Origin of the sequence: Streptomyces similanensis (genome assembly GCF_039543625.1) — a bacterium.
GTDB classification, from domain to species: Bacteria; Actinomycetota; Actinomycetes; order Streptomycetales; family Streptomycetaceae; genus Streptomyces; species Streptomyces similanensis.
Genome location: NZ_BAABKC010000005.1, coordinates 1 through 21,347, shown reverse-complemented (window position 1 = coordinate 21,347; position 21,347 = coordinate 1). Strand labels below are relative to the sequence as shown.

The window sequence follows — 21,347 nt, the reverse complement described above, 5'->3', positions numbered from 1 at the left end:
CGTACGATCGGGAAGTGGCGGGTCGAAGGCGGGTGTCGGGTTCCTCGGCGACGGCGGTGTGTCTGCTGCTCGCCTCACTGACGGCGTGCGGCGGGCCGGCCCCGACGGACACCGCCCGCCACCAGGTGCAGCGACTGCTCGACCGGCGGGCCGCCGCCGTCCTGCACCACGACCCTGCCGCCTTCGCCGCCACCGGCGTCCGCGCGCCGTACCCGAACCTGGCCGCCGTGCCCCTGGCCGCCTGGTCCTACCGGGTCACCGCGCTGCGCCGCAGCGGCGGCACGGCCGGCGCCGACGTGGACCTGAGCTACCGGCTGACCGGCTACGACACCGCGCCCGTCACCGTCGCCCGCACCCTGACCCTGTCCACCGGCGCCGACGGCGCCTGGCGCGTCGACTCCGAGCGGCCCGCCCCCCGGGCCGCCCAGCAGCTGTGGGACCAGGGGCCGGTGGCGGTGGTCCGGGGCGCGCACAGCATCGTCCTCGGCGTCGGACAGAGCACCGGCTCGCTGCGCGCCTACGCCGGCCTCGCCGACCGCGCGGTGCCGGCCGTGTCGCGGGCGTGGGGCGGCGACTGGAGCGGCCGGGTGGTGGTGCTGGTGCCCGGCTCGCTGGACCGGATGGCCGCGCTGCTCGGCTCGACCGCCGCCGAGTACCGGGGGATCGCCGCCGTCACCACCGGCGAGACGGGGGGCGGCCGGACGCCCGCCGACCGGATCATCGTCAACCCGGACGCGTACGGCGTGCTCGGCCCGCTCGGCAAGCAGGTGGTGCTCACCCACGAGACCACCCACGTCGCCACCCGCGCCCACACCGGCGCGGCCACCCCGCTGTGGCTCTCCGAGGGCTACGCCGACTGGGCCGGCTACCGCGGCGCCGGACGCACCCCCGACGAGGTCGCCCCCGAACTCCAGCGCGCCGTCGCCGCCGGACGGGCGCCCACCGCCCTGCCCGCCGACGCGGACTTCGGCTTCGCCGGGGACGCGACCCGCCTGGCGCAGGCCTACGAGGGCGGCTGGCTGGCCTGCCGGATGATCGCCGCCCACTGGGGCGAGGACCGGCTCGACGCCTTCTACCGGGCCGTCGGCACGCATCCCCGGCGCGCCGGCGCGGTCGAGGACGCGCTGCGCACGGTGCTGCACACCACGCTGCCGGAGTTCACCGCGCGCTGGCGGGAGTACCTGCGCGCCCAACTGGGCTGACGGCGGCGGTCGTCGGCGCGGTGCTCACTCCCGGGGCGCCGCGGCCGGCCGGCCGCGCACCCCGGCCTGCCCCGGCAGCGTCACCGGGACGGGCCCGGGCACCGTGGAGCGCCACAGAGCACGGCCCGCGCCCGCGCACGCGGCCACCAGCAGGCCGTCGCGCAGCGACAGCAGGAGGATCCCGAGCCGGTCGCTCGCCACCACGTCCGCGAAGTACACCGGGAACTCCAGCACCGTCACGGCGGAGGCGGCCAGCACCAGGACGGCCGGCCACCGCATCGCGCTGTCCCGGAAGCACAGGCACACCGCCGCGAGCCCCACCAGCCACACCAGGTACTGCGGGCTGATCACCCGGCTGGTGACCGTGAACAGCAGCACCGCCGTGAACGCGGCGTCCGCCGGCGTGTGCGGCGCCGACCGCCGCGCCCGCAGCCGCCACAGCAGCAGCCAGCCGCCCGCGGCCAGGGTCAGGGCCTGCGCGGCGGCGCTCACCGCGCCGACGTACGGGCCGAGGAACTCCACCGAGCCGTAGTTCAGCAGCACCTGCCCCGACCAGCCGAAGTGCCGGGCCACGTGGAAGACCAGCGCGCCCAGCGACTCCACCTCCGTGCCCCGGTCGCGCTGCGCGGTCAGGAAGGACAGCGCGCCGGGCAGGGCGAACGCGAGCAGCGCGGCCGGTACCGCTACGGCGGCCGCCGCCCAGGTCCACACCCGGCGCCGCGCCGGGCCCCGCACCCCCACCAGCAGCAGCACCGGCCACACCTTCAGCAGCGCCCCCGCGCCCGCCAGCACCCCGAGGACGCGCGGCCGCCGGACGCCGGCGAGCAGCGCGGCCACCGCCACCGCGGTCACCATCACGTCGTAGCGGGCGTACAGCGTCGGGCCCAGCGCGGCCGCGCCCGCCGTCCACGCCCACGCCCCGCGCAGCGGCCGGCCGGGGCCCCGACCGCCGTACCGCAGCAGGAGCAGCACCGCCAGGTCGGCCAGCAGGGCCAGGACGAAGAAGGCGGTGGCGTAGCCGAGGAAGGGCAGCGCGGCCGGGGCGAGGATCGCCAGCGCCGCGCCCGGCGGGTACTGCCAGGCGACGTCGCCCACCGGGAACGCGCCCTGGCGCAGCACCTCGTACCAGCCCCGGTAGATCACCGACACGTCGCTGGTGACGTCCGGTCCCGGGAACGCCAGCACCCGCAGGGCGCACAGCAGCAGCACCGCGCGGCTGGCGCCCCAGACCGCCCACAGCGCGGCCGTGCGCCGCCCCGTGCCCGCCTCGTCCACCCTCGGCCCCCTCCCGCCGTCCACCGCGGCCTCGATCCGTCGTCGCCGGGCGGCCGGTCCGCCCCGCGCCCTGCCATGGTCTCCCGGCCCGCCGCGCGCGGGCCACGGGAGTACGCCCGCCCGGGGGCTCCGGGGAGGTGGGCGCGGCTCGACGTCCCGTGGCCGCCTCCGGCCGGAGCGGCCGGATTGGGTAGGGTCGGCGGCGATGCGCAAGACCCTCGTCGTGACCAACGACTTCCCACCCCGCCCGGGCGGCATCCAGGCCTTCCTGCACAACATGGCGCTGCGCCTGGAGCCCGGCCGGCTCGTCGTCCACGCCTCCACCTGGAACCGGAGCGCGGAGGGCCGCCGGGCGACGGCCGCCTTCGACGCCGAGCAGCCCTTCACCGTCGTACGGGCCCGTACGACGATGCTGCTGCCCACCCCGGACGCCACCCGGCACGCGGCCGCACTGCTGCGCGAGCACGGCTGCACGGCCGTGTGGTTCGGGGCGGCGGCCCCGCTCGGCCTGATGGCCCCCGCCCTCCGGCGCGCGGGCGCCGAGCGGCTGGTGGCCACCACCCACGGCCACGAGGCCGGCTGGGCGCAACTGCCCGCCGCCCGCGGGCTGCTGCGCCGCATCGGCGAGTCCACGGACACCCTCACCTACCTCGGCGAGTACACCCGCTCCCGGATCGCCCGCGCGCTGACCCCCGCCGCGGCCGCGCGGATGGCCCAACTGCCGCCCGGCGTCGACGAGAAGACCTTCCACCCGGGCTCCGGCGGCGCCGAGGTGCGGGCCCGGCTCGGGCTCACCGACCGGCCGGTGGTGGTGTGCGTCTCCCGGCTGGTGCGGCGCAAGGGCCAGGACACCCTGATCCGGGCCCTGCCGCGGATCCTGGCCGCCGAGCCGGACACGGTACTGCTGATCGTCGGCGGCGGGCCGTACGAGAAGGATCTGCGCCGCCTGGCCGCCGACACCGGGGTGGCCGCCGCCGTGCGTTTCACCGGCGCGGTGCCGTGGGCCGAACTGCCCGCGCACTACGGCGCCGGCGACGTCTTCGCCATGCCCTGCCGCACCCGGCGCGGCGGACTGGACGTCGAGGGGCTCGGCATCGTCTACCTGGAGGCGTCGGCGACCGGACTGCCGGTCGTCGCCGGGGACTCCGGCGGCGCGCCCGACGCGGTGCTCGACGGCGAGACCGGCTGGGTGGTGCGCGGCGGCAGCCCCGAGGACGCCGCCGACCGCGTCGTCACCCTCCTCGGCGACGCCGAACTGCGCCGCCGCATGGGGGAGCGGGGCCGGGCGTGGGTGCTGGAGAAGTGGCGCTGGGACCTGCTGGCCGGGCGGCTCAAGGAGCTTCTGGAGTAGGCGAGTCGGGAAACGCGACGGCGCGGCGCCCCCTGCGGGGGTGCCGCGCCGTCGGTGCGCGGGGCGGGGCTACTTCGCGTAGAGCGCCTCGATCTCGGCGGCGTAGTCCTTGGCGACCACGTTCCGCTTCAGCTTCAGCGACGGGGTCAGATGGCCGGACTCCTCGGTGAACTGGGCCGGCAGGATACGGAACTTGCGGACCGACTCCGCCTTGGACACCGCGGCGTTGCCGTCGTCCACGGCCGACTGGACCGCGGCGTTCAGATCCGCGTCGTCACGCAGCGAGGCGACGGTGGAGCCGGCCGGCTTGCCGTGCTCGGCGCACCAGCGGCCCAGGAACTCCTCGTCGATCGTGACGAGCGCGCCCACGAACGGCCGCCCGTCGCCGACCACCATGCACTCGGCGACCAGCGCGTGCGCCCGGATGCGGTCCTCGATCACGGCCGGGGCGACGTTCTTGCCGCCCGCGGTGACGATGATCTCCTTCTTGCGGCCGGTGATCCGCAGATACCCGTCCTCGTCCAGGGTGCCGACGTCACCGGTGTGGAACCAGCCGTCGGCCAACGCCTCGCGCGTGGCGTCCGGGTTGTTCCAGTACTCCTTGAACAGGTGCTCGCCGTGCAGCAGCACCTCGCCGTCGTCGGCGATGCGCACCACCGAGCCGGGCAGCGGCTGGCCGACGGTGCCGATCTTCTGCCGGTCCCAGGGGTTGAACGCGGTCGCCGCGCACGACTCGGTCAGGCCGTAGCCCTCCAGCACCGTGAAGCCGATGCCGCGGAAGAAGTGGCCGAGGCGCTCGCCGAGCGGGGCGCCGCCGGAGATGGCGTACTCGCCGCGCCCGCCGAGCACCGCGCGCAGCTTGCTGTAGACCAGCCGGTCGAAGACCTTGTGCTTGATCCTGAGGCCGAGCGACGGGCCGGAGGGCGTGTCCAGGGCCGTGCTGTAGGCGATCGCGGTGTCCGCGGCCTTGTCGAAGATCCTGCCCTTGCCGTCGGCCTGGGCCTTGGCGCGCGCCGAGTTGTACACCTTCTCGAACACCCGCGGCACACCCAGTATCAGCGTCGGGCGGAACGCGGCCAGTTCGTCGGTGAGGTTCTTGATGTCGGGGACGCAGCCCAGCTTGATCGGGGCCATCATCGGGGCCACCTGGACCAGCCGGCCGAAGACGTGCGCCAGCGGCAGGAAGAGCAGCACGGAGCACTCGCCGGTGCGGAACAGCGGGCGCAGCCGCTCCACGACGTTGCCGCACTCGGCGAAGAAGCTGCGGTGGGTGAGCACACAGCCCTTGGGGCGGCCGGTGGTGCCACTGGTGTAGACGATGGTCGCCGGGTCGTCGGCCTTGGCCAGCGAGCCGCGCTCCTCGACGGTGGCGTCGGAGATGTCCTGCCCGGCGCGGGCCAGCTCCTCCACGGCGCCGGCCTCGATCTGCCAGACGCTCTTGAGGGCGGGCAGGTCCTCGCGCACCGACTCGACGGCGGCGGCGTGCGCGTCCTGCTCGACGACGCAGGCGGTGGCGCCCGAGTCGCTGAGGATCCAGCGCACCTGCTCGGGCGAGCTGGTCTCGTACACCGGCACGGTGACGGCGCCCGCGCTCCAGATGGCGAAGTCGAGCAGCGTCCACTCGTAACGGGTGCGGGACATCAGACCCACCCGGTCGCCGGGCTGGATGCCGGAGGCGATCAGACCCTTGGCGGCGGAGTGCACCTCGGCGAGGAAGTCGCGGGCGGTGACGTCCTGCCAGACCCCGCCGGCCTTGCGGGCGATGACGGCGACGTCCGGATGCTGCGCGGCGTTTCTGCGGACGATGTCGGTCAGATTCCCGTCCGCGGGGACCTCGTACAAAGCCGGAAGGCTGAACTCGCGCAAGACTGCTGCTCCTCATAGGGCGCCGGCGCCACGACGTTGTGTGATGCGACGGTGCGGTCCAAGGCTCGGTCGGTGCCCAGGGCTTCACCAGGAGCCTTTTTCGGCCCCGATGGTTGAAATCCAGAGCACGACTGGACTGCCCGGAGGTTACCCGCCGGTATGGCCTCTTCGACAGGGGGCCCGGCGAGATGTTCGCTGCGTCACACGATGGGTGTTTCCTCGCGCACAGTAGTCGACCCGCTGAACGACTGGCCAGTAACCGGCCTGCGGCGGCCACTGTTCACAACTGCGGCGCTCCGCCTACGCTTGATCGTCATGGCAGCCTCACCCGCCCCGAACCGCAGGACCCGCGTCCACGTGGTCAGCGACGTGCACGGCAACGCACGTGATCTGGCCAGGGCGGGCGACGGCGCCGACGCCCTCGTCTGCCTCGGCGACCTGATCCTCTTCCTCGACTACGCCGACCACTCGCGCGGCATCCTCCCCGGCCTGTTCGGCGCCGAGAACACCCGCCGCATCGTCGAACTGCGCACCGCCCGCCGGTTCGCGGAAGCACGCGAACTGGGCGCCCGGCTGTGGGCGGGCGTCGACGGCGACCGCGCCGCCGTGATCGCGGACGCGGTGCGCGCCCAGTACGCCGAACTCTTCGCCGCCTTCCCCACCCCGACGTACGCCACCTACGGCAACGTCGACATGCCGCCGCTGTGGCCCGAGTTCGCCCGCGAGGGCATCACCGTGCTGGACGGGCAGCGGACGGAGATCGGCGGCCTGGTCTTCGGCTTCGTCGGCGGCGGCCTGCGCATGGCCGCGCCGCCCCCGGCAGCCGGCTCCGCGCGCACCGGCGGCACCCCCGTCCCCTACGAGATCGGCGAGGAGGAGTACGCGGCGAAGGTCGAGGCGCTCGGCGAGGTCGACGTGCTGTGCAGCCACATCCCGCCGGACGTCCCCGAACTCCTCTACGACACCGTCGCCCGCCGCTTCGAGCGCGGCAGCCGCGCGCTGCTGGACGCCATCCGCCGCACCCGCCCCCGCTACGCCCTCTTCGGCCACGTCCACCAGCCGCTGGCCCGGCGGATGCGGATCGGCGCCACCGAGTGCGTGAACGTCGGCCACTTCGCGCGGACGGGCCGCCCCTGGGTGCTGGAGTGGTGAGCGCGGCCGGGCGACGCGGCGGGTCATCCGCCTTGTCCACTGGTGGGGGTTCAGTCCGCCGTCCTCCTGCGCGGTAGCCTTCCGCTGCACACACGTGCGCACGAAGACCCGACTTGCGGCCCGCATCCGGAGGAGCCACGGCGATGGCGGAACACACCAGCTCGAGCATCACGATCGAGGCGGCCCCCGCCGACGTCATGGAGGTGATCGCCGACTTCGCCCGCTACCCCGACTGGACCGGCGAGGTGAAGGAGGCCGAGGTCCTGGAGGCGGACGAGCGGGGCCGCGCCGAGCAGGTGCGCCTGGTCATGGACGCCGGCGCCATCAAGGACGACCAGACCCTCGCCTACACCTGGACCGGCGACGACGAGGTCTCCTGGACCCTGGTGAAGTCCCAGATGCTGCGCTCCCTGGACGGCTCCTACCTGCTGCGCCGCTCCGGCCCGGCCGCCACCGAGGTCACCTACCGCCTCACCGTCGACGTCAAGATCCCCATGCTCGGCATGATCAAGCGCAAGGCCGAGAAGGTCATCATCGACCGCGCGCTGGCGGGCCTGAAGAAGCGGGTCGAGTCCAAGGAGCGCTAGGCGGTCTACGGCGGGGCGATCCCGGCCGGGGGCGGTCCAGGGCGGGGGCGGTCCAGGGCGGGGCGGAGTCGTCGGCCCGGCGTTCCGGCCGGGCGCGCGGAGGTAGCGTTCGGGGCATGCGTACCCTCCTGATCACGGGCCCCGGGGGCAGTGGTCGTACGACCGTGGCCGCCGCCACCGCACTCGCCGCCGCCCGTGACGGCGTCCGCACCCTGGTGCTCAGCGCCGACCGCACCGACACCCTCGGCGCGGTCCTCGGCACCGCGACCGGCGCCGAGCCGGCGCCCGTGACAGCGGGCCTCACCGCCTGGCGCCCCGACGCCGCCGCCGGCTTCCGCGCCGACCTCGCCGCCTTCCAGGAGCGCGCAGCCCACGTCCTGGACCTGCTCGGCGCCGCCCGCCTCGACACCGAGGAACTGACCCCGCTGCCCGGCGCCGAGGAACTCGCCCTGCTGCGCGCCCTGCGCGACGCCGCCCTCTCCGAGCGGTTCGACCTCCTCGTCGTGGACCTGCCGCCCGCCCCGCAGGCCCTCGCCCTGCTCGCCCTGCCCGCCGAACTCCGCCGCTACCTGCGCCGTCTGCTGCCGCCCGAGCGGCAGGCCGCCCGCGCCCTGCGCCCGGTCCTGGGCCGCCTGGCCGGCGTCCCCATGCCCGCCGAGTGGCTGTACGAGACGGCGGCCCGCTGGGACGTGGAGCTGGCCGCCGTCGAGGCGGTCGTCGCCGACCCGGGCACCGCCGTACGCCTGGTCGCCGAGCCCGGACCGGCCGGCGCCGACGCCCTGCGCTCCGCCGCCCTCGGCCTCGCCGTGCGCGCCCTGCCCGTCGAGTCGCTGGTCGCCACCCGGGTCCTGCCCGAGGCCCCCGCCGACGCCTGGCAGGCCGCCCTCGCCGCCCAGCAGCGCAAGGCCCTGGACGAGTGGCACGAGACGTACACCGTCCACCCGGCCGCCCACCTGGGCCGGGACCCGCGCGGCCCGGAGGATCTGACCGCCCTCGCCCTGCCCGCCGCCGGCCCGGCCCCCGCCCGCGTCCCGTGGCCCGTCACCGACCGGATCGCCGAGGACGGCGTGCTCGTGTGGCACATCCCGCTGCCCGGCGCCCTGCGCGACGAGCTGGACCTCATCCGGCGCGGCGACGAACTCGTCCTCACCGCCGGACCGTTCCGCCGCGTCGTCGCCCTGCCCTCGGCGCTGCGCCGGTGCACCGTCGAGGGCGCCGCCCTGCGCGAGGGCGAGCTGCGGATCCGGTTCGCTCCGGACCCGGCGCTGTGGCCCCGCGAGAGATGAACCGCCGCCCCCGGTTCGGGTAACGTCGAAGGACGAACCGTAGTCAGGAGCCCGCCATGAGCGAAGAGCGCCCACCCACCGACGACGACGCTCGGGACGACGCCACACGGGACGACGCCGCTCAGGAGCAGCCCGCGCCGGGAACGCCGCCCGACGCCGACGCCTGGTCGACGGCCTGCGCCGAGGACCTGGCGGCGGAGCAGGACCGGCGCCGCGCCGCGTACGGCCCGCCGCCCGGCTCCGCCGCCGAGGAACTGCGCAAGCTCGTCGACTCGGTCGCCGGAAAGCTGTCCTCGCTCCAGTCGCCGCTGCTCGGCGCGCTGGCCGGACCCGCCGCCCAGCAGGTGGTCCGGCAGGTCGTGCAGCAGGCCAGGGCGACCGTGGAGCCGGTCATCGAACGCAACCCGGACGTCTTCGACCACCTCGCCGCGGCCGGCGGCGAACTGCTCGCCGCCTACCGCTCGGCCGTCCAGGCCCAGGAACGCCGCTGGACGTCCCGCACCGACCGCCCCGACGACCTCGACGGCGACCTCAAGAACCTCGACGAGACCGACGAGCCCGACGAGCGCCGCGACCGGGGCGAGGGCGCCGGCGGCGGCCAGCGCATCGACCTGGACTGAGCCCCGGCGCCGGCCCGTCCGGCCGCCCCGGCGCCCCGCCGCCGCCCGATGCGCGCCTGCTCGGCGGGTGGACGCCGCGAATCGGACGGTGCCGCCTCGGGTACGGTTGGCCGTAGCGGGGCTCGACCGGAACTGAGGGATTCATGGGACTCACCATCGGCGTCGACATCGGCGGCACGAAGATCGCGGCCGGCGTGGTCGACGAGGACGGCACCATCCTCTCGACCTTCAAGGTGCCGACCCCCACCACAGCCGAGGCCATCGTGGACGCCATCGCCTCGGCGGTGGAGGGAGCGCGCGCCGGGCACGACATCGTCGGCGTGGGCATCGGGGCCGCCGGATACGTCAACCGGCAGCGCTCCACCGTCTACTTCGCGCCCAACATCGACTGGCGCCAGGAGCCGCTCAAGGCCAAGGTCGAGGAGCGCGTCGGCCTGCCCGTCGTCGTGGAGAACGACGCCAACGCCGCGGCCTGGGGCGAGTACCGGTTCGGCGCCGGCAAGGGCCACCGCAACGTCATCTGCATCACGCTCGGCACCGGCCTCGGCGGCGGCATCATCATCGGCAACAAGCTGCGCCGCGGCCACTTCGGCGTGGCCGCCGAGTTCGGCCACATCCGGATGGTCCCGGACGGGCTGCTGTGCGGCTGCGGCTCGCAGGGCTGCTGGGAGCAGTACGCCTCCGGGCGCGCCCTGGTGCGGTACGCCAAGCAGCGCGCCAACGCCACCCCGGAGCGCGCCGAGGTGCTGCTCGCGCTCGGCGACGGCACGCCCGACGGCATCGAGGGCAAGCACATCTCCATGGCCGCCCGCCAGGGCTGCCCGGTCGCCGTCGACTCCTACCGCGAGCTGGCCCGCTGGGTCGGCGCGGGCCTGGCCGACCTGGCCTCCCTCTTCGACCCGTCCGCCTTCATCGTCGGCGGCGGCCTGTCCGACGAGGGCGAACTGGTCCTGGACCCGATCCGCAAGTCGTACAAGCGCTGGCTGGTCGGCGGCAACTGGCGCCCGGTCGCCGACGTGATCGCCGCCCAGCTCGGCAACAAGGCCGGCCTGGTCGGCGCGGCCGACCTGGCGCGGGAGCCCGACCCGGTCATGTGACCACCCGCCCACCGCCCGGCCACCGTGCGGGCCGGGCCGCCGGGCGACCTCACGCCCACCGCCCCGCCCGGGCCGGTGGGCGTCGGCGTATCCGGGACCGGGCCGTCCGCGCGGCCAGGCGGGCCGCCGTACCGGCGCCGCGGTGGGCGCGGCGTATGTTGATCGTCATGCTGCTGCCCAACTCCCGCACGGAGGCAGACGGTTCCGCCGTCGTCCGTGTCCTCACCTACAACATCCGCTCGCTCCAGGACGACACCGAAGCCCTCGTCCGGGTGATCAGGGCCTGCGCGCCCGACCTCGTCCTGCTCCAGGAGGCGCCCCGCTTCTTCCGCTGGCGCAAGAAGCTGGCCCGGCTCGCGGCCGCCACCGACCTGGTGACCCTCACCGGCGGCGCCACGGCCGCCGGCCCCGCGGTGCTCTGCTCGCTGCGCGCCACCGTCGAGCGCACCGAGGACGTCCTGCTGCCGCTCATCCCGGGGCAGCACCGGCGGGGCCTGGCCACGGCGGTCGTCCGGTTCGGCGGCGCCCGGCTCGGCGTGCTCGCCTGCCACCTCTCCCTCGTCGGCGCCGAGCGCCACGACCAGAGCGGCCTGCTGCTGGACCGGCTGGCCGAGATGGGCGTGGAGCACGCGGTCGCGGGCGGCGACCTCAACGAGGGCCCCGAGGGTCCGGCCTTCCGGCGACTGGCCGGCGCCCTCCAGGACGGTTACGCCACCGCTCCCTGGGGCGGCGAGCACACCTGGTCGGCCACCGAGCCGCACCGCCGCATCGACGCGGTCTTCGCGACGCCGGGCATCGAGGTGCTCGGCTGCGGAGTGCCGCTGGACCAGCCCGGGGTCACCGAGGCGGACCTGAGGGCGGCCACGGACCACCGCCCGGTGCTGGCGGCCCTCCGGATCCCGGCGCAGGCGTAGGCGCCGTACGCCGGTACGACGACGGGGGCCGTACCGGCGTACGGCCCCCGTCCCGTCCACCGCGGTGCACCCGACCGCGTCGCGCCCGGTTCACACGACCGCGCCGCGCCCCGGGTCGTCGTCCTCGTCGTCGCCCGGGTTCATCCGGGCCACCAGCGTCGCCACGCCGCCGAGGAAGCCGCCGATGCAGAGCGTGGTCAGCCACCAGGTCATGTCCCAGCCGAGCAGCACCGCCAGCAGGAGCAGGGCGGGGCCGCCGGCCACGCCCAGCCAGGCGAACTTCGCGGTGGCGTCCGCGTCCGGCAGCGGGGGCGGCTCCGGGGGCACGAAGTGGCCCTCGTCGTCCTCGTCGAAGTCGTCGTCGGACGGCTCGCGCACGGCGTAGTCGCGCGGGCCCGCGGACGCGCCGACGCCGGGCGCGAAGGAGACCGAGCCGCCCAGCGGCCCGGGCGTCTCCGGTCCGCCGCCCTCGCCCCGCTCGCCCTCCGGTCCGTCGTCCCCGGCCCGCCGCGCCCTGGGCCCGGCGTCGTCCCCGGCCTCTCGCGTCCCGGGACCGTCGTCGTCGCCGGTCCGCCGCGTCCTCGGCCGTTCCTCGTCCGGGTCGGGCGGTTCAGGCAGCGCCAGGTCCTCGATCGACCGGAACGGCCGCGCCCCGGGCGGATCCGGCGGCTCGTCGCCGTACCCGGCGACGATCGCGGCCCAGGCGGCGTCCTCGTCGAACGGCACGCCACCGGTCCGCTCCCCATTGGCCGCGGCGCCCGCCTCCGCCGCCTTCCCCGGCCCGCGGAGCTGCCCGCCGTCACCCGGCCCGGCGCCCTCAGCGGCCTTGAGGGAGTCCGCCGCCTTGACGGAGTCCGCCGCCTTGAGGGAGTCGGCCGCCTTGGACGGATCGGCCGCCTTGACCGGATCGACCGCCTTGACCGGGTCGACCGACCTCAGCAGGTCGGCCGCCTTCACCGGCTCGCTCGTCCGGGCCGGGTCCGCCGCGTCGACCGGCCGGTCCTGCCCGGCCGGATCGGTCGGATCGGCCGGTCCCGCATCACCCGACTGCACCGCGTCGACGGCCCGCACCACCTCACCCGGCCCGGCGGCGCCGGCGGTCCGGGCCCCCTCGGCGGGTCCCCCGGCGTCGCCCGGCCGGACCGGTTCGGCGCCCTCGCCCGCCTCCGCCGGACCGCCCGCCCCGGCCGGCTCGACGGACTCGCCGGGCCGTACCCCGTCGGCCGACCGGACCGCCTCAGGGGGGCGTACCGCCTCGGCCGCCTCGTCGTTCTCCCGGCCCTCGCGGTCGAAGTCGTGCTCAGCCACCTTGGGCCGTCCCTTCCTTGCCGACGCTGGGTGCGAGCCGTGCGACGAAGGCGTAGCTCTCCTCGAAGATCCGGTCCGCGTCATGGTCCAACGTCGCGACGTGGTAGCTGTGTTCCAGCAGCACCTCGGTCACGTCCAGGGAGGAGACCCGGCCGAGGATCCGCGCCGGGTCGGCCGGCGGCACCACGTGGTCCTCAGGGCTGCGCAGCACCAGCAGCGGCTGGGTGACCTGCGGAAGCTCGCCGTCCAGCAGCCGGAAGAACCTCCGCAGCGAGTGCGCGGCGTGCAGCGGCACCCGGTCGTAGCCCAGCTCGGCCGCGCCCTCCTTGGCGATGTCGCTGGCGATGCCCTTCGTCGTGGGCACCAGGTGCCGGGCCACGGGCAGCGCGTACGCGGCCAGGCCGTGCACCTTGTTGGCCGGGTTGACGACCATCACCCCGTCGATCGCGTCCCCGTGCTTCGCCGCCAGCCGCAGCGCCAGCGCGCCGCCCATCGACAGCCCCGCCACGAACACCCGCGCGCACCGCTCGCTGAGGGCGCGCAGCTCGCGGTCCACCTCGGCGTACCAGTCCTGCCAGCCGGTGACCCGCAGGTCCTCCCAGCGCGTGCCGTGTCCGGGCAGCAGCGGGAGGGACACCGTCAGGCCGCGCTCGGCGAGGTACTCGGCCCAAGGGCGCAGCGACTGGGGGGAACCGGTGAAGCCGTGGCAGAGGAGGACGCCGACCTCCCCGCCCTCGTGGCGGTACGGCTCTGCTCCGGGGAGGACCGGCACGTCGGTCTCCTGTTCGTGAGTGGACGCGGCACGTCGGTGACAGGGGTGACAGGTGGTGACAGGCACGTCGAGGCAGGGTGACCCGCCGGCGGCGCACGGCCGTCGGCTTCGGGTACTTCACCGTACGCGACCGCACTGACACCGACCAGGGCCGTCGGGCCCTTCGGTGGCGCAGCGGGTTATGGTCTGATCGACACACACGGGAGGAAGTCGGTTGTTCTACGGCACGATGAAGGTCGCCATCGGGGGGCCGCTGCGGCTCGCCTTCAGGCCCTGGGTGGAGGGCATGGAGAACATTCCGGCCGAGGGACCCGCCATTCTGGCGAGCAACCACCTCTCGTTCTCGGACTCGTTCTTCCTGCCCGCGGTGCTCGACCGCAAGGTCACCTTCATCGCGAAGGCCGAGTACTTCACCACGCCCGGCGTGAAGGGCCGGCTGACCGCCGCGTTCTTCAAGGGCGTCGGCCAGCTGCCGGTGGACCGCTCCGGCGCCCGCGGCGCGGGCGAGGCGGCGGTGAGGAGCGGCATCGAGGTGCTGGAGCGCGGCGAGCTGTTCGGCATCTACCCGGAGGGCACCCGCTCGCCCGACGGCCGCCTCTACCGCGGCAAGCCCGGCGGACTGGCCAGGGTGGCGCTGGCCACCGGCGCGCCGGTCATCCCGGTCGCCATGATCGACACGGAGAAGATCCAGCCGCCCGGCAAGGTCGTCCCCAAGCTCATGCGCCCCGGCATCCGCATCGGCAGGCCGCTCGACTTCAGCCGCTACCAGGGCATGGAGCACGACCGCTTCGTCCTGCGCGCGGTGACCGACGAGGTCATGTACGAGATCATGAAGCTCTCCGGCCAGGAATACGTCGACATGTACGCGACCGCGGCCAAGCGGCAGCTCACGGAGGCGGCCAAGGCCGAGAAGGCCGGGAAGGCGGCCACGGCCGCCCTGGAGAAGGCCGAGAAGGCGCAGGCCCAGAAGGAGCGGGTCGAGCGGGAGCTGGCCGAGGAGAGCCGCAGGGAAGAGGCCGAAGAGGCGAAGGACGCCAAGGCCGCCGAGGCCGCCGAGGACGCGAAGGACACCGCAGAGGCGAAGAAGGCGGGCGAGGAGAGAACCGCGGAGTAGGAGCGACCGCGGGAAACGGGGGGAGGGGCGCATGCCCAGGCGCGCGCGTGTGATGAGGATGTCGGTCGAGCAGCCGCTGTGGCGTGCGCTGGCCGGCTACCGGGTGCTGACGATGTTCTACGCGGTCGGCCTGTTCGCCACCGCCTACGACCGCTTCCCCCGCCCGGGGGTGGCCGTCGCGTACTACTGCGTGATCTTCGTGTGGACCCTGGCCACCCTGCCCCGGGTCGCCGGCGCCGCGAGCTGCACCAGGCCGTTCCTCGCCGCCGACCTCGGCCTCGCGGTCTGCGGCATCCTCCTCACCCCGGTGGCCGACGCGCACGCCCGGATCGCGGCGGGCGGTCCGACCCTGCCGTCGATATGGACCGCCGGCTCCGTCCTCGCCTTCGCGCTCAAGGGCGGCTGGCGGTGGGCCGCCGTGGCCTCCACCGCGATCGCCGTCGCCAACCTCGTCGAGCGCGGCGACCCGGCCCGCGACACCGTGCACAACGTGATCCTGGTCTGGGTCGCCTCCATCGCCATCGGCTACGTCGTCGAGGTCGCCCGCGCCTCCGAGCGCACCCTCGCCCGCGCCCTGGAGATCGAGGCCGCCACCAGGGAACGGGAGCGGCTGGCCCGGGACATCCACGACAGCGTGCTCCAGGTGCTGGCCATGGTGCAGCGGCGCGGCGCGGTGATGGGCGGGGAGGCGGCGGAGCTGGGCCGGCTGGCGGGCGAGCAGGAGGTGGCGCTGCGCACCCTGGTCTCCGGCGGCCTGGTGCCGGTCTCCCGCATCTCCACCGACGCGGCCGACGGCGCACTCGTCCAGCTCGTGGACGTACACGACGAACGCGACGCAGACGACGTACGCGACGAGCGCTTCGGGCGGCACGGGGGCGACGGCCTTGACGGCGACGGCCCCGTGGACCTGCGCGCGCTGCTCGCCCCGTACGCCGGCTCCCGGGTGGCCCTGGCCGAGCCGGGCGCCCCGGTGCCGCTGCCGGCCGCCGTCGCCCGGGAGGTCGCCGCGGCCGTCGGGGCCGCCCTGGACAACGTCCGCCGGCACGTGGGCGAGGACGCGCGGGCCTGGATCCTGGTCGAGGACGAACCGGAGTCGGTGCTGGTGACCGTGCGCGACGACGGGCCGGGCATCCCCGAGGGGCGGCTCGCCCAGGCCGAGGGCGAGGGGCGGCTCGGCGTGGCCCTCTCGATCCGGGGCCGGCTGCGCGACATCGGCGGCACCGCCGAGCTGATCTCGGTGCCCGGACAGGGCACGGAGGTCGAACTGACCGTACCCAGGAACGCGCCGGGCGCGGAGAACGGGCAGCACGCGATGAGCACGCGGAACACGAAGGGCGGCGCCGTGGCGTGGGCCCGGGGGAAGGCGGGGAACCGATGACGGCGACGGACGTGAACGGACGGGACGGGCTGAGCGCGCCGGTGCGGGTCATGGTGGTGGACGACCATCCGATGTGGCGGGACGCCGTCGCCCGCGACCTGGCCGAGTCGGGCTTCGAGGTGGTCGCCACGGCGGGCGACGGCGAGCAGGCGGTGCGCCGCGCCCTGGCCACCGCGCCCGACGTCCTCGTCCTCGATCTCAACCTGCCCGTCAAGCCCGGGGTGCGGGTCTGCAAGGAACTCGTCGCGCACAATCCGGCGTTGCGGGTGCTGGTGCTCTCCGCGAGCGGCGAGCACGCCGACGTGCTGGAGGCCGTGAAGTCGGGCGCCACCGGCTATCTGCTCAAGTCGGCCTCCACCCAGGAGCTGTTGGAGGCGGTGCGCCGGACCGCCGTCGGTGACCCGGTGTTCACGCCGGGGCTGGCCGGACTGGTGCTCGGCGAGTACCGGCGGCTGGCCGCCGAACCCGCGCCCGCCTCCGCCGCCGGCCCGGACGCCGGGGAGTCGAAGACGCCCCGGCTCACCGAGCGGGAGACCGAGGTGCTGCGGCTGGTCGCCAAGGGCCTGAGCTACAAGCAGATCGCCGAGCGCCTGGTCATCTCCCACCGCACGGTGCAGAACCACGTGCAGAACACCCTCGGCAAGCTCCAGCTGCACAACCGCGTCGAGCTGGTCCGGTACGCCATCGAACGCGGACTCGACGGCGAGTAGGTCATATGACCACATTGCTGGGTCAAGTCGGCGTAAACCCATAATTAACCCTTTCGAGCGCATTTGCTGTGACCCACCGTGATCAACTACCGGACATTTCACCGGAATTGACCGTCCCGCCCGTCCCGAAGTGACGTGCGTCACCCTTAGCGTGACCCTCACCAGGCAACCGCGGCGAAGGGACATTTCCATGCGCGTCGGAGTACTGACCGGAGGCGGCGACTGCCCCGGGCTCAACGCCGTCATCCGGGGCGTCGTCCGCAAGGGCGTGCAGGAGTACGGCTACGACTTCGTCGGCTTCCGGGACGGCTGGCGAGGCCCCCTGGAGAACGACACCGTCCGGCTCGACATCCCCGCGGTGCGCGGCATCCTGCCCCGCGGCGGCACCGTCCTCGGCTCCTCGCGCACCAATCCGCTCAAGCAGGAGGACGGCATCCGGCGGATCAAGGACAACCTCGCCAAGAACGAGATCGACGCGCTCGTCGCGATCGGCGGCGAGGACACCCTCGGCGTGGCCGCCCGGCTCAGCGACGAGTACGGCGTGCCCTGCGTCGGCGTGCCCAAGACCATCGACAACGACCTGTCCGCCACCGACTACACCTTCGGCTTCGACACCGCGGTCGGCATCGCCACCGAGGCCATCGACCGGCTGCACACCACCGCCGAGTCCCACATGCGGGTCCTGGTCTGCGAGGTGATGGGCCGGCACGCCGGCTGGATCGCCCTGCACTCCGGCCTCGCCGGCGGCGCCAACGTCATCCTCATCCCCGAGCAGCGCTTCGACCTCGACCAGGTGTGCGCCTGGATCACCTCCCGCTTCCGCGCCTCCTACGCCCCGATCGTGGTCGTCGCCGAGGGCGCCATGCCCAAGGACGGGCAGATGGTCCTCAAGGACGAGACCCGCGACTCCTTCGGACACGTACGGCTGTCCGGCGTCGGGGAGTGGCTGGCCAAGGAGATCGAGCGGCGCACCGGCAAGGAGGCGCGGACCACCGTCCTCGGGCACATCCAGCGCGGCGGCACGCCCAGCGCCTTCGACCGCTGGCTCGCCACCCGCTTCGGGCTGCACGCCATCGACGCCGTCCGCGACGGCGACTTCGGCAAGATGGTCGCGCTGCGCGGCACCGACGTCGTCCGCGTGCCCATCGCCGAGGCCACCGCGAAGCTGAAGACGGTCGACCCGAAGCTGTACGAGGAGGCCGGCGTCTTCTTCGGCTGACGCCTTCCGTGGGGCAGGGGCCGTATTCTCGGCATGCCCGGGAGCCTCGGGATTCCCGGCGGCCCCGGCCCCTGCCCCACACCGCACAGAACGGGAGCGCACGGTGGAGATCCTGGCCTTCGGAGTGCAGGCCGACGAGAAGCCCCTGATCGAACACGCCTTCCAGGACCACCACGAGGTCCGCTGCCTGGACGTCTTCCTCAACGAGGACACCGCGCCCATCGCCGCCGGCTACGAGATCGTCTCCTCCAGCGTCAACGCCGAACTCGACGCGCCGGTGCTGGAAACCCTCGCGGCCGGCGGCACCCGGATGATCGCCCAGCGCTCCACCGGCTTCAACAACATCGACCTGCGCGTCGCCGAACGCCTCGGCATGACCGTCGCCCGCGTCTCGTACTACTCGCCGTACGCGGTCGCCGAGTTCGCCTGGACGCTCGCCCTCGCCGTCAACCGCCGCATCGTGCGGGCCGCCACCCGCACCCGCGACTTCGACTTCCGCCTCGACGGACTGATGGGCCGAGACCTGCACGGCCGTACCGCCGGAGTGCTCGGCACCGGCAAGATCGGCGAGGCGTTCGCACGGATCGCGCACGGCTTCGGCATGCGGCTGCTCGGCTGGGACGTCGCCGAGAATCCCGCCTGCGCGGAACTGGGCATGCGGTACGTCGACAAGGACCAGCTGCTCGCCGAGTCCGACCTCGTCTCCCTGCACGTCCCGCTGATGCCGCAGACCCAGCACCTGATCGACGCCGCCGCGCTGAAGGCGATGAAGGACGACGCGATCCTGGTGAACTCCAGCCGCGGCGGCCTCGTCGACACCGCGGCCCTCGTCGCCGAACTGCGCGAGGGCCGCTTCACCGGCGTGGGCCTCGACGTCTACGAGTCCGAGGCGGGCCTGTTCTTCCTCGACAAGTCCCTGGAGGCCATCGAGGACGACATACTGGCCCGCCTGGTCACCTTCCCCAACGTCCTGGTCACCTCCCACCAGGCGTACTACACCGAGGACGCCCTGCGGCAGATCGTGGCGGCCACCGTCCGCAACGTCCTCGACTACACGGCCGGCCGGCGCTCGGAGAACGTGCTCGTGCCGCACAGCTGACCCGCCAGCCCGGCCACGATCGCCGCGCCGTTCAGCGTCAGCACCGACTCCGGGTGGAACTGCACCGACGCGAACCCGTACCCGTCGCCGTCCGCGCGCCCGGACCCGCCGGCGCCGCCGCCCGGCCCGCGCAGCGCGTGCACCTCGCCCGTCGCGCTCCGGCTCACCTCGACGCCGTGCGCGGCCAGTTCGGCGCGCTCCTCGTCGTCGCAGCGCGCCACGAAGCTGTTGTAGAAGCCGACGGTCTCCACCTGCCCGAACAGGTCGATCGCCGTCTGCGCGCCCTGGTACGGCACCTGCTTGCGGACGATCTCCAGACCCAGTTCGGCCGCGATCAGCTCATGGCCGAGGCACACGCCGAGCACCCCGTGCCGGTGACCGGCGACCAGCCCGGCGGTCAGCGCGCGCAGCAGCCGCATCTTCGGATCGCCCAGGTCGCGCGGGTCGCCGGGCCCCGGGCCGAGGACGACGAGCCCCTCGTGCGTGAGCGCCGTCTCGCGCAGACCGGGCTCGTCGTAGCGGCGGACGCTCACCGCGAGCCCCGCCGAGCGCAGCACGTGCGCCAGCATCGCGGTGAAGGTGTCCTCGCCGTCCACGACCAGCGCGTGTCCGGACAGCGCCCCGGACCGCTCCCGCATCCGCAGCCAGAACGGCGCCAGCGAGGAGCGGCGCCCGTCCAGCGCGGCCCGCACCCGCGGGTCGTCGGCGAGCGCGGGCAGCACCCGCTCCGCCCGCGGCCGGCCGGGCCGTACCCCGAGGGCGGCCAGCACCCCCGCCGCCTTGGCGTGCGTCTCCTGGACCTCGCTCGCCGGGTCCGAGCCGCGCACCAGCGTCGCCCCGACCGGCACCCGCAGCCGCCCGGCCGCGTCGATGTCGGCGGTGCGGATCAGGATGGGGGAGTCCAGCGTCTGCGCGCCGCCCGCGTCCCGGCCGAGCAGCGCCAGCGCACCGGCGTAGTAGCCGCGCCCGTCCACCTCGTGGCGTTCGATGACCCGGCAGGCGTTCTGCACCGGCGAGCCGGTGACGGTCGCGGCGAACATGGTCTCCCGCAGCACCTCCCGCACGTCCAGCGAGGACCGCCCGCGCAGCTCGTACTCGGTGTGCGCCAGGTGCGCCATCTCCTTCAGCCGCGGCCCCACCACGACCCCGCCCATGTCGCCGACCGTGCACATCATCTTCAGTTCCTCGTCGACGACCATCGACAGCTCCTCGATCTCCTTGCCGTCGGCGAGGAACTCCAGCAGGTGCTCCGGCGTCGGGCCCTCGGCCGGATAGCGGTACGTCCCGCTGATCGGGTTCATCACCACGGTGCCGCCGGACATCCGCACGTGCGCCTCCGGACTCGCGCCGACCAGGGTCCGCTCCCCGGTGTGCACCGCGAACGTCCAGTACGCGCCCCGCTCGCCCGCCAGCAGCCGCCGGAACAGCGCCAGCGCGTCGGCCCGCGCGAAGCCGGGGATCTCGCCCCGGTAGGTCCGCCGGATCACGAAGTTCGCGCCCTCGCCCGCGCCGATCTCCTGGTCGAGGACCCGCCCCACGATCCGCGCGTACTCCTCGTCGTCCACGTCGAAGCCGCCGCCCTCGACCCGCACCTCATGGGCGGGCAGCTGCGCCAGCGCCTCGGCGAGCGGGACGGCGTACCGCTCCTCGGGCGTGAGCACCAGCAGCGGGGCGCCGTCGTCGCGGACCTCGAAGCCGCGCTCGCGGATCTGCCGGAACGGCACCAACGCCAGTCCCTCGTCGGGCAGTTCGGCCAGCCGTTCGCGCTCGGACACCGGGCCGACGAGCACCTCGACCAGCTCGTGGTCGTGGCCCGGGGCGCGGCGGCGCAGCAGGGCGAAGGGGCGGTCGTCGTGGAGCAGCCGGGCCAGGTCCATGGTTCCTCTTCCGTTTCCGTCGGTACGTCAGTACGTCGGTGTCGTCGGGGTCTGCCGACGGCCGGTGAGGAACGGTCCGGGCGCGAGAACGCCGAAGGCCGCCCCTCGGGCGGCCTTCGCGAAGTCTTGGGATACGCGCAGTCAGCGGGCCGCCGGAGAAGCGGTCCACCACCAGTTCTGGCAGTTCTGGTTCAGGGTCGGATGCGCGAACATGCCCGGCACCCTACCCCATCCCGGGCGCGCCCCGGGTAGCCCGGACGCACCACACGCCGGTTTCCGGCGGGCACGGCGCGTGGAAGGACGGCGTCCGTCCCCGTGCGGCCGTCCGCACCCGCCCGACCGAGGAGTCCGCCATGTCCGTGCGCCGAACCCCGCGCGCCCGCACCGCCCCGGCCCCGGCCCCGCCCGCGACCCGCCCCGCCCCGGCCCTGCGCGCCGTGCTGGCCGTCCCGGTCCTGTGCGCCGTGCTGGCCGCCACCCCGCCGCCCGCCCCGCGCACCGCACCGCCGGCGGCCGCCCC

General features: G+C 74.7%; 18 protein-coding genes. 13 read left to right on the top strand and 5 right to left on the bottom strand.

The features are described 5' to 3' along the window. Positions 1–14 precede the first annotated feature (14 nt). Entirely contained in the window at positions 15–1,202 is a 1,188-nt protein-coding gene (locus ABEB07_RS01425) for a hypothetical protein (RefSeq protein WP_345666657.1), read from the top strand. A gap of 24 nt (positions 1,203–1,226) precedes the next feature. On the opposite strand, the gene ABEB07_RS01420 is transcribed toward ABEB07_RS01425, so the two are convergent. Then, positions 1,227–2,477 (bottom strand): glycosyltransferase 87 family protein, encoded by a 1,251-nt coding sequence (locus tag ABEB07_RS01420; RefSeq protein WP_345666656.1) that lies wholly within the window; start codon positions 2,475–2,477, stop codon positions 1,227–1,229. 205 nt (positions 2,478–2,682) lie between these two features. Here ABEB07_RS01420 and ABEB07_RS01415 point away from each other — a divergent pair, with 205 nt between their 5' ends. After that, positions 2,683–3,828 (top strand): glycosyltransferase family 4 protein, encoded by a 1,146-nt coding sequence (locus tag ABEB07_RS01415; protein WP_345666655.1) that lies wholly within the window; start codon positions 2,683–2,685, stop codon positions 3,826–3,828. Positions 3,829–3,897: 69 nt separating this feature from the next. Here ABEB07_RS01415 and ABEB07_RS01410 read toward each other — a convergent pair whose 3' ends face one another. Continuing rightward, entirely contained in the window at positions 3,898–5,694 is a 1,797-nt protein-coding gene (locus ABEB07_RS01410; RefSeq protein WP_345666654.1) for an AMP-dependent synthetase/ligase, read from the bottom strand. Between the two features lie 315 nt (positions 5,695–6,009). Between ABEB07_RS01410 and ABEB07_RS01405 the strand changes: the two genes are divergently transcribed. The 6 genes from ABEB07_RS01405 to ABEB07_RS01380 all read left to right on the top strand — a co-directional run bounded on the left by ABEB07_RS01405 (position 6,010) and on the right by ABEB07_RS01380 (position 11,350). Next, on the top strand, positions 6,010–6,846 hold the full coding sequence (locus tag ABEB07_RS01405) for a metallophosphoesterase family protein (RefSeq protein WP_176148634.1): 837 nt from the start codon (positions 6,010–6,012) through the stop codon (positions 6,844–6,846). Between the two features lie 143 nt (positions 6,847–6,989). Continuing rightward, the gene (locus ABEB07_RS01400; RefSeq protein ID WP_164584573.1) at positions 6,990–7,433 is read left to right on the top strand and encodes an SRPBCC family protein; all 444 of its coding nucleotides are present in this window, start codon (positions 6,990–6,992) and stop codon (positions 7,431–7,433) included. A gap of 116 nt (positions 7,434–7,549) precedes the next feature. After that, positions 7,550–8,719: an ArsA family ATPase gene (locus ABEB07_RS01395; protein ID WP_345666653.1), complete on the top strand. Its 1,170-nt coding sequence runs from the start codon at positions 7,550–7,552 to the stop codon at positions 8,717–8,719. A 56-nt stretch (positions 8,720–8,775) separates the two neighbouring features. After that, the gene (locus ABEB07_RS01390; RefSeq protein WP_345666652.1) at positions 8,776–9,339 is read left to right on the top strand and encodes a DUF5304 domain-containing protein; all 564 of its coding nucleotides are present in this window, start codon (positions 8,776–8,778) and stop codon (positions 9,337–9,339) included. Between the two features lie 143 nt (positions 9,340–9,482). Beyond that, positions 9,483–10,436 (top strand): ROK family glucokinase, encoded by a 954-nt coding sequence (locus ABEB07_RS01385; protein WP_164585137.1) that lies wholly within the window; start codon positions 9,483–9,485, stop codon positions 10,434–10,436. A gap of 155 nt (positions 10,437–10,591) precedes the next feature. Further along, positions 10,592–11,350 carry an endonuclease/exonuclease/phosphatase family protein gene (locus ABEB07_RS01380; RefSeq protein ID WP_345666651.1) on the top strand — a complete coding sequence of 253 codons (759 nt, stop codon included), beginning with the start codon at positions 10,592–10,594 and terminating at the stop codon, positions 11,348–11,350. A 90-nt stretch (positions 11,351–11,440) separates the two neighbouring features. Here the strand turns inward: ABEB07_RS01380 and ABEB07_RS01375 are convergent, their stop codons facing one another. Both ABEB07_RS01375 and ABEB07_RS01370 read right to left on the bottom strand, forming a co-directional pair. Next, a complete protein-coding gene (locus ABEB07_RS01375; RefSeq protein WP_345666680.1) occupies positions 11,441–12,076 on the bottom strand; it encodes a hypothetical protein in 636 nt (211 codons plus the stop codon). Between the two features lie 574 nt (positions 12,077–12,650). Further along, positions 12,651–13,430, bottom strand: a complete 780-nt coding sequence (locus ABEB07_RS01370; protein ID WP_176148630.1) for an alpha/beta hydrolase — start codon at positions 13,428–13,430, stop codon at positions 12,651–12,653. A 229-nt stretch (positions 13,431–13,659) separates the two neighbouring features. Here ABEB07_RS01370 and ABEB07_RS01365 point away from each other — a divergent pair, with 229 nt between their 5' ends. The 5 genes from ABEB07_RS01365 (at position 13,660) to ABEB07_RS01345 (ending at position 18,950) form a co-directional block, all read left to right on the top strand. Further along, positions 13,660–14,544 carry a lysophospholipid acyltransferase family protein gene (locus tag ABEB07_RS01365; RefSeq protein ID WP_345666679.1) on the top strand — a complete coding sequence of 295 codons (885 nt, stop codon included), beginning with the start codon at positions 13,660–13,662 and terminating at the stop codon, positions 14,542–14,544. A gap of 31 nt (positions 14,545–14,575) precedes the next feature. Further along, positions 14,576–15,922, top strand: coding sequence for a MacS family sensor histidine kinase (gene macS, locus ABEB07_RS01360; protein ID WP_345666650.1), 1,347 nt, complete (start codon positions 14,576–14,578; stop codon positions 15,920–15,922). Further along, positions 15,919–16,632 (top strand): response regulator transcription factor, encoded by a 714-nt coding sequence (locus tag ABEB07_RS01355; protein ID WP_345666649.1) that lies wholly within the window; start codon positions 15,919–15,921, stop codon positions 16,630–16,632. Before macS ends, ABEB07_RS01355 begins: the two co-directional genes overlap by 4 nt. A gap of 190 nt (positions 16,633–16,822) precedes the next feature. Further along, positions 16,823–17,851 (top strand): 6-phosphofructokinase, encoded by a 1,029-nt coding sequence (locus ABEB07_RS01350; protein ID WP_176148626.1) that lies wholly within the window; start codon positions 16,823–16,825, stop codon positions 17,849–17,851. Positions 17,852–17,954: 103 nt separating this feature from the next. After that, entirely contained in the window at positions 17,955–18,950 is a 996-nt protein-coding gene (locus tag ABEB07_RS01345; RefSeq protein ID WP_345666648.1) for a 2-hydroxyacid dehydrogenase, read from the top strand. On the opposite strand, the gene ABEB07_RS01340 is transcribed toward ABEB07_RS01345, so the two are convergent. Next, complete coding sequence (locus ABEB07_RS01340; RefSeq protein WP_345666647.1) at positions 18,902–20,827, bottom strand: anthranilate synthase family protein; 1,926 nt, start codon at positions 20,825–20,827, stop codon at positions 18,902–18,904. The two genes, ABEB07_RS01345 and ABEB07_RS01340, sit on opposite strands and share 49 nt — an antisense overlap. Positions 20,828–21,347: the final 520 nt, after the last annotated feature.

What these genes read in the sequence shown, in the direction of transcription:
- ABEB07_RS01415 (WP_345666655.1), top strand. Translation starts at nt 2,683, where the DNA reads ATGCGCAAGACCCTCGTCGTGACCAACGACTTCCCACCCCGCCCGGGC.
- ABEB07_RS01405 (WP_176148634.1), top strand. Translation starts at nt 6,010, where the DNA reads ATGGCAGCCTCACCCGCCCCGAACCGCAGGACCCGCGTCCACGTGGTC.
- ABEB07_RS01400 (WP_164584573.1), top strand. Translation starts at nt 6,990, where the DNA reads ATGGCGGAACACACCAGCTCGAGCATCACGATCGAGGCGGCCCCCGCC.
- ABEB07_RS01395 (WP_345666653.1), top strand. Translation starts at nt 7,550, where the DNA reads ATGCGTACCCTCCTGATCACGGGCCCCGGGGGCAGTGGTCGTACGACC.
- ABEB07_RS01390 (WP_345666652.1), top strand. Translation starts at nt 8,776, where the DNA reads ATGAGCGAAGAGCGCCCACCCACCGACGACGACGCTCGGGACGACGCC.
- ABEB07_RS01385 (WP_164585137.1), top strand. Translation starts at nt 9,483, where the DNA reads ATGGGACTCACCATCGGCGTCGACATCGGCGGCACGAAGATCGCGGCC.
- ABEB07_RS01380 (WP_345666651.1), top strand. Translation starts at nt 10,592, where the DNA reads ATGTTGATCGTCATGCTGCTGCCCAACTCCCGCACGGAGGCAGACGGT.
- ABEB07_RS01365 (WP_345666679.1), top strand. Translation starts at nt 13,660, where the DNA reads ATGAAGGTCGCCATCGGGGGGCCGCTGCGGCTCGCCTTCAGGCCCTGG.
- macS (WP_345666650.1), top strand. Translation starts at nt 14,576, where the DNA reads ATGCCCAGGCGCGCGCGTGTGATGAGGATGTCGGTCGAGCAGCCGCTG.
- ABEB07_RS01355 (WP_345666649.1), top strand. Translation starts at nt 15,919, where the DNA reads ATGACGGCGACGGACGTGAACGGACGGGACGGGCTGAGCGCGCCGGTG.
- ABEB07_RS01350 (WP_176148626.1), top strand. Translation starts at nt 16,823, where the DNA reads ATGCGCGTCGGAGTACTGACCGGAGGCGGCGACTGCCCCGGGCTCAAC.
- ABEB07_RS01340 (WP_345666647.1), bottom strand. Translation starts at nt 20,827, where the DNA reads ATGGACCTGGCCCGGCTGCTCCACGACGACCGCCCCTTCGCCCTGCTG.